Raw genomic sequence first — 4,435 nt, 5'->3', positions numbered from 1 at the left:
GCGCCACTTTAGGCTCTGAATAATACTTTACCTCAAAGCCATCTGCCGGTAGTGGCCCAAGTAGGTGTTTTTCTGCAGCAAGAAACCGCTCTTCCCTGCAATAGGGCTTTTGCTGCATCCTTGTTTGGTTATGTGCCTTCACCTTTTCCCTGATGGCCAGGTTTAGCGACTCAATATCAAAGAACTGGCGATTTCTAAGTCTGGCATAAACACGATTATACACCAGCTTAACCTGATTCTCCACCAGCGCCTTATCTTTTGGTTTTCTGGATCTTGTTGTAATCACGGTAATCCCATAGTGGTTTGCGAAGTCATCCAGCGCCCGGTTGATCTCAGGCTCAAATCTGTTTGCCTTTATCACGGCAGACTTCAGATTATCCGGTACCAATACCGCTGGAGCACCCCCAAGTTCCCTAAGGCAACATTCCAGTGCATAGAGAAAGTCATCCACCCTTTGGCTTCTAACGGCCATAACAAAGCAGTAATCAGAGAATGGAAGCGATGCAACAAAGATCTGGCAAGGAACAACCTCCCCGGTTTCTCTATCAATATAATGCATCTGTTTGCCTGCAAAGTCAACAAAAAGCTTATCTGCAGCAAGGTGCTCTAATCGCATCCCCGGACGCCTGGCCACCAATTGCTGGCGAAGATGGAAACAGAACTGAGCATAGCTGTAGGCGGGCTTACAGCCGGCCTCATACTCTTCATAAAGAAGAAGTCTGGTCACACCCACCGATTCAAGTTCCTTGGCGTAATAGCTTAGGTTCTCCCGGAGATATTCGAACCGTGGATCCTTATAAGCTGGACTGCCAACGTGGAATTTACCCATTAACAAGGGATCTTCCATTTCCAGTAGTTCCCAAACGGGGATTTCACCAGCTTCCAACTTAGAGATATAAACTTTCACAGTATTCTTGCTGATGCCAAGATTTCGGGCAATACTCTTAATGGAAGCGCCCTGCTTATGAAGACGTAATAATTGTTTGATCTGACTCATTACTTTCAATTTTCCGGCCATCAGTATGCTTATTTAGGTAAAAAATATTACCTAAATAAGCCAAATCAAATTAAAGAGGGGGTCAGCATGACCCATTACAACCTGCTTTAATGCAGATTAACAGGGGTCAATATCCGCCGGAATGTCAGTAAAAGTCTTATAAACTTTTTACGACAACCCGAAATTGGAAACCATTACTGGGGGTCAACATGCACCAGAATATCCATTGATATCATCTATCTCCTTAATAACTTCATTGAGCCTTTTCTTGTTCTGATACAATTCATCATCATATATACCGAGCAGCAACTCAGCAGTAGTCTCTCTGGTGATCTGGGAATCAAACTGCTCATAGACGAACAGAGAACTGGTTGGTGATTCCTGATCGATATACATCAGCCTTAGAAGTTGATGAATAGTGATATTGCTTTCGCCTTTTACAATAGGAATATTTAGGTTATCGAAAATTACATTTGAAAAGCTCTTTGTTTCAGGGTGGGAGTTGTACCCAAATTTTTGCCAATGCTTATCAGGTGGCGGATTTCTGGATTCGTTATAGCTTCCCCAGTAAAAGTAAATAGAAGCTCTGGATTTGACTTTACGGTTTTCATCCAATTCTATCTGCCTTCTTAATGTTAGCACAGCACCATTCATCTGTGTCTCGGCAAAGACCTCTGAACATTTCTTGGCTTCAGGTACAAAATCCGTGAATTCACCCCCTAAAATGTAAAATATAAAGTTCGAGATGGTAGATTTCCCACTGCTGTTATCTCCGCGAATGATGTTGACTCCTTTATGGAACGATTCATCATAAGCCACAGCACCGCTCAGCGCGATCACCACTAATCTGTTAACAAAAAGGTTATTGGTAGTCATATTTGCTAACCATTAATTTAGTTCTACTTTTAAGCCCGTCGGTGCCGAACATAGAAATTGATGAAAAGTGATAAACCATTATCGTTATAATATTTTGTTCTGTATAATTAAGTTCTTCGAAACGTCCCTCATAATCTTTTAGGACTTCTCTTGAAATGATCGAAACGCGGTTTTCTTTTAGCAGGTCTTTATTGATGATTCCATATGAAGCCAGGCATTGCAATGCAGTCAACTGGTAGGGGCGTAATTTTTCGAACACCTTTTTATTATCAAAAACCTGGTTGTAAGGGTTGTTCCTTTGCTTTACAAACCGCGCTCTTAGTTCCTTGATCTCTTTATCACCCTCCTTGAGTGCGATAGTGTGTACCTGCTCGGGGAACAAAAGGTAGAAATCCCATATACGAAGGCGGTCAAGCTCGACAAAACTGTCCCTTTTTACGTGTGTAAGCAACCTTATCATCCGGTAAATTGCATGATAATAGTCAAATGCCTGATTATATACTATCATATACCGCCCAGTTTAAATGACACTTGCCGGTAAGAAAAAATATCATACCGTAAATTTCTTCTATAGTATAATTCAAGAAAGTATCGTCCCGCCCGTCCTGGTTGATTAAATCGATAATTGGCTGGACGATCTTTTCAAGAACCGCTTGTTTGATCACAGATTTTTCCTTGCCTTGTTCTATAAGCGGCTCAATATAAGTTTCAAAGTATAAATTAATCAGGCTGAACAATTCCATATCGATCAGCTGAGCAGTTTCGTATAGCTTATTTTTTTCTAGTTTTTTGCTATACATATGCTTCCTTTTGGTTGCCTTAAGGATCTCCTGGTTATTAAATCCCCCATCGATCAGCTTATCAGGCATGCTTCTGCCATCTAGCTTGGTATTGTAGTTTTTAAAGTCCTCAATAAAATCAGTAAGTCTAATGTTTTTTTCTACTTCCTCTTTGAGACGCTTGAAGCGCTGCCCGAGCCTGCTGATATTTGAGAAATCAATGTTCCCGTGTAGTTGGCCAACAATGACTTGTTTGTCGACAGCAGCACTGTTTGTGACATTCTGACCGTCCTGCATTACATTTGAATACTACCGGAATTCGTTTGAATATTAATCTGTTTTCCGATTTCACCGTGAGAATTGATATTCTGCTGGAATTTTCCGCTCAAGACATTTTGGGATTTGCTTACCAGCTCGCTTAACTGAAGTGCGAATTCTTCATCATGTTGAAGCTGCTGCTCTAAGTCTTTTGTAAAGGTTTCCTGATTAGAAATGGCTAGCCGCTCAACATTTTCATCTCCTTTTTCTATAAAGGGCATTTTTATCAGATTCCATATATCTTCCCCAACTTTTCTGGCGATACCTTCACCGGTTTTTTCCAGGAAAGGCTTTGAAAGAATGTATGCTGTTGTTGCGAGCGTTAAAATGTCCATGTGTTCGAGTTTGGTTTATCTGTAAATGTATAAAATAAATTCATCTCTAGTGTCTATGTTGTAATGTGCTATTTTAAGGAAGATTTATTTGTCCATAATTCAATCATAAATTTAAGACGGCGGAGCAACTCGTCGTAAGTTAGGATATCCATGATATTTTTATACTTCCTCTTCACTACCTCAAAGTCTCTTCTCTGATCGGGTGTGAGGTTATTGTCCCTTCCCATAATCACCAAACCTCCCGGGTTGGTGAGCTTAACCTCAAATCCATCTGGCAATCCCAATAATTTTTGTGTGAGAAATTTTTCTCCATCTGCGCCCCATCGATTAAGATGATAGATGTATTTTTCGATCTGCATGATCGTCCCGCTAAGTTCGCGATATGGAATGTGATTATCCCGGTAAGTTGCCTTAGTAAGGATTACGCTGTCGAACGGTTTTTTTATTTCTATAATATCAGCATAGCCCCCGCTGTCAATCAGTAAGATATCGACATAAAGATCAGTCTGGTCCTTCCGCTTAAGCTGAACGCTTTTGAATGCATAAACGTACTTTGGGTAAATAAGGGTAATGATTGTGAGAATCTCTTCCTGCCACTGGTTTTCACTATATCCGGTCTGTTGGTGCAGCATCAATTCTAGCTTTTCCAGTATTAACTGAAATTTGTGCAGTTCCTGGTCTTTCAGGGCTGGACCAAGGTCAGAAGGCTTTACCGCTTTCCGGTTGTTCAAATAGTTCTCATATTTAGTCCGGTAATCAGGCACACTGTCTACGTAGTCCCTGATAATGCTTGTTATCACAGATGACTCATAGAGATCTTTTTGACGGGTATTTGGAAATTTTCTCACTAGATCCCACATTACCGATTCAGGTATGGCACCATCAGCTTCGCCGCCTATGAAAATGTTATCTTGGACAAAGCGTTCAAGCTTTGAAAAAACTGAGATATTTCTGGTGGATACAAAAAGCTTGACATCGAACTTGATGCTTTTATGTAGAAATACAGCGTGCTCATGGGTCACTTTGCCTTTGTCTTATAATACTCCCCAGTATTAGGTCAATAATTTAAGGTCTAAAAAAAACCGTAAATTTATTGACAGATGAAAAAAGTTAGCAGAAAGAAGTTCAGT

General features: G+C 40.6%; 6 protein-coding genes. All 6 read right to left on the bottom strand.

Annotated features, from left to right (window positions below):
- On the bottom strand, positions 1–997 hold a 997-nt coding region (gene istA / locus AAKU52_RS17130), incomplete at its 3' end, for an IS21 family transposase (protein ID WP_354335812.1).
- A 204-nt stretch (positions 998–1,201) separates the two neighbouring features.
- Complete coding sequence (locus AAKU52_RS17125) at positions 1,202–1,873, bottom strand: ATP-binding protein (protein WP_354335809.1); 672 nt, start codon at positions 1,871–1,873, stop codon at positions 1,202–1,204.
- Positions 1,860–2,381: an ABC-three component system middle component 5 gene (locus AAKU52_RS17120; protein WP_354335808.1), complete on the bottom strand. Its 522-nt coding sequence runs from the start codon at positions 2,379–2,381 to the stop codon at positions 1,860–1,862. Before AAKU52_RS17120 ends, AAKU52_RS17125 begins: the two co-directional genes overlap by 14 nt.
- Complete coding sequence (locus tag AAKU52_RS17115) at positions 2,368–2,949, bottom strand: ABC-three component system protein (protein ID WP_354335806.1); 582 nt, start codon at positions 2,947–2,949, stop codon at positions 2,368–2,370. The genes AAKU52_RS17120 and AAKU52_RS17115 overlap by 14 nt, the downstream gene beginning before the upstream one ends.
- Positions 2,949–3,305 (bottom strand): hypothetical protein, encoded by a 357-nt coding sequence (locus AAKU52_RS17110; protein WP_354335804.1) that lies wholly within the window; start codon positions 3,303–3,305, stop codon positions 2,949–2,951. Before AAKU52_RS17110 ends, AAKU52_RS17115 begins: the two co-directional genes overlap by 1 nt.
- A gap of 68 nt (positions 3,306–3,373) precedes the next feature.
- The gene (locus tag AAKU52_RS17105) at positions 3,374–4,327 is read right to left on the bottom strand and encodes a Shedu immune nuclease family protein (protein ID WP_354335802.1); all 954 of its coding nucleotides are present in this window, start codon (positions 4,325–4,327) and stop codon (positions 3,374–3,376) included.
- Between the last annotated feature and the right edge of the window lie 108 nt (positions 4,328–4,435).

The sequence above is a fragment of the Pedobacter sp. CG_S7 genome (genome assembly GCF_040544395.1).
In the GTDB taxonomy this organism is placed as follows: domain Bacteria; phylum Bacteroidota; class Bacteroidia; order Sphingobacteriales; family Sphingobacteriaceae; genus Pedobacter.
This window is presented reverse-complemented; position numbering and strand designations above follow the sequence as displayed.

Excerpts from the sequence above, each read along its gene's own strand:
- AAKU52_RS17110 (WP_354335804.1), bottom strand. The coding sequence starts at position 3,305 with ATGGACATTTTAACGCTCGCAACAACAGCATACATTCTTTCAAAGCCT.
- AAKU52_RS17120 (WP_354335808.1), bottom strand. The coding sequence starts at position 2,381 with ATGATAGTATATAATCAGGCATTTGACTATTATCATGCAATTTACCGG.
- AAKU52_RS17115 (WP_354335806.1), bottom strand. The coding sequence starts at position 2,949 with ATGCAGGACGGTCAGAATGTCACAAACAGTGCTGCTGTCGACAAACAA.
- AAKU52_RS17125 (WP_354335809.1), bottom strand. The coding sequence starts at position 1,873 with ATGACTACCAATAACCTTTTTGTTAACAGATTAGTGGTGATCGCGCTG.